General features: G+C 62.1%; 2 protein-coding genes. Both read right to left on the reverse strand.

Annotated elements, in window-relative coordinates; all coding sequences use genetic code 11:
- Window positions 1–520: hypothetical protein (locus B3520_RS03220; RefSeq protein ID WP_286875402.1), on the reverse strand; the 520-nt coding region annotated here is incomplete at its 3' end.
- A complete protein-coding gene (recQ, locus tag B3520_RS03225) occupies window positions 517–2,340 on the reverse strand; it encodes a DNA helicase RecQ (protein ID WP_286805191.1) in 1,824 nt (607 codons plus the stop codon). The genes recQ and B3520_RS03220, both read right to left, overlap by 4 nt.
- Window positions 2,341–2,563 lie beyond the last annotated feature (223 nt).

The raw sequence follows: 2,563 nt of genomic DNA on the forward strand, positions 1-2,563 counted from the left end.
CCAGCCAGATGATGGCATCCTGGCGGATCAACACCGCCCCGAAACCAAACAAGCCTGCCAGCCAGGGCCTGCGTTCAAGCACCGCCAGAAAGCTGAGCGCAATAAGCAGCAGTGCCCACAGGTCGGTGTAGACCAGAAAGTAATAGGGAAATATGAGCGGTGCGAACAATAGTTGCGCGGTGCGGGCCGAGGCGGTGGCGGGCCGATAACGACGCACCATGCGGTAAAACACCGGCAATAGGCACAGCGCCACCAGCAGGTTGACCAGGCGCAGCAGATAATCGTGGTAGTAGCCGATCAGGTTCATCACCGAGGCGATGATCTGGTGATAGAAGGTGGGCGTGGTGATGGTGTCAAAGGGCTCGTTGCCCCCGACGTAGTAGTGCCAGATCTGATGCGCGTGGAACCCCTCGTCCGAGGCCGGTCCACCCAGCACGCAGGAAGCCGCGTAGCCAAAGACCACGCCGGCCCAGACAACCAGCCAGAGCGCACCGCGGTTCGCCCCGGCGTCGGCTTTCACTGGGCGTGCTCCAGGGCCTCTGGATTGCCCTGGAGCACCTCGAGGAAGTCGGCGCCAAAGCGTTCCAGTTTGCTGTCCCCCACACCGCTGACATCGAGCAGCTCACCCGGGGTCTGGGGCCGTCGCTCCAACATATCCCGCAAGGTCACATCGTGAAAAATGACGTAGGGAGGCACCCCGTGCTCTTCCGCCAGCCGGCGCCGGCAGGCGCGCAACGCCTCCCACAAAGGACGATCCGCCTCGGTAATATCGGCATCGGGGCGACGGGCGGTGCGGGTGCTGGTGGGCTTGCGGGTACGGATATCCCGGCGCAGGTGCACCCGCTGCTCGCCGCGCAGAATCGGTCGGCAACTCTCGGTCAGTTGCAGCCCGCCAAAGCCTTCCGGGTCCACATCCAGATAACCGGCCGCGACCAGTTGGCGCAACACGGCCCGCCACTCATCGGCGCTCATATCCTGACCAATACCGTAGGTGGACAGCTTGTCATGCCCCTGAGCCAGCACTTTTTCGTTACTGCTGCCGCGCAACACATCGACAATATGGGTGGCGCCAAAACGCTGGCCGGTGCGGTACACGCAGGAGAGTGCCTTCTGCACCGCCTCGGTGGCATCCCAGGTCTGGGGCGGGGTCAGGCAGGTGTCGCAATTGCCGCAGGGCTCATCCAGCGTATCGCCAAAATAGCGCAGCAGAATCTGCCGTCGGCAACTGGTGACTTCACACAGGCCCAGCATGGCGCTCAGGCGCTGCTGCTCCTGGCGTTTGAACTGGTCATTGCCTTCGGACGCGCCCATCATCTGGCGCAGCTTCACCACATCCTCCAGCCCGTACAGCAGCAGCGCCGTGGCGGGCTGGCCATCGCGTCCGGCCCGGCCGGTTTCCTGATAGTAGGCTTCAATGCTTTTGGGCAGATCCAGATGGGCGACAAAGCGCACATCGGGTTTATCAATGCCCATGCCGAAGGCGATGGTGGCCACCATTATGATGCCGTCCTCGCGCAGGAATCGGCTCTGGTGGGTTTCCCGCAGGTTCCCCGGCAAGCCGGCGTGGTAAGGCAGGGCGTTAAACCCCTCTTTCTGCAACCACTCGGCGGTCTGCTCCACTTTTTTGCGGGACAGACAGTAGACGATGCCCGACTGCTGGGGGTACTCGTCTTTGAGAAAACCCAGCAACTGGCGTCGCGGATTGTCCTTCTGCTGCACCCGATACTGAATATTGGGCCGGTCAAAGCCGACGATAAACTGCCGGGCCTCTTCGAGCTGCAGCCGCTCAATGATCTCTTCCCGGGTGCGCATATCCGCGGTGGCGGTCAGGGCGATACGCGGTACCTGGGGGAATTCGTTGTGCAGCAGATCCAGACGCAGGTAGTCGGCCCGGAAATCGTGCCCCCACTGGGCCACACAGTGCGCCTCATCAATCGCAAACAGGGCGATGTTGGCCTGGTGTAGCAGATCAAGGGTGCGCGGCTGGATGAGTCGTTCCGGGGCGATGTACAGCAGGTCCAGCTCACCATCGAGCAGGGCCCGCTCGGTGTCCACTACATCGGGCCAGGCGAGGGTGGAGTTCAGAAAACCGGCGCGCACGCCCAGCTCCCGCAGGGCGGTGACCTGGTCTTGCATCAAGGCGATCAGGGGGGAGATGACGATGCCGGTGCCCGATCGGGCGAGGGCGGGGATCTGATAACAGAGGGATTTGCCGCCGCCGGTGGGCATGAGCACGAGGGCGTCCTGGCCTTCAATGACGGCGTTGACGATGCGTTCCTGTTGGCCGCGAAAGTCGTGATAGCCGAAGACGTGCTGAAGAATGTCCTGAGGGTTCTGCATGGCGGGCAGTATACTGGGCGCCCCCTTTAAATGGTAGGCCACCCGAGGAAGAACGCGTAGGTCGGATTAGCGATAGCGTAATCCGACGAATGGTTTTTGGACTTCGCTCCGAATGCTACGGGAGGGTATACCTTTCCAAGAGACGGACTGAGCGCATCTCCACCCAGAACCTATCGGTTTGCATCACGTTCGGGCCAAGGAGGGGAAGCCCTTTCAAGACACG

The organism is Marinimicrobium sp. UBA4509, from assembly GCF_002388575.1.
GTDB classification, from domain to species: domain Bacteria; phylum Pseudomonadota; class Gammaproteobacteria; order Pseudomonadales; family Cellvibrionaceae; genus Marinimicrobium; species Marinimicrobium koreense.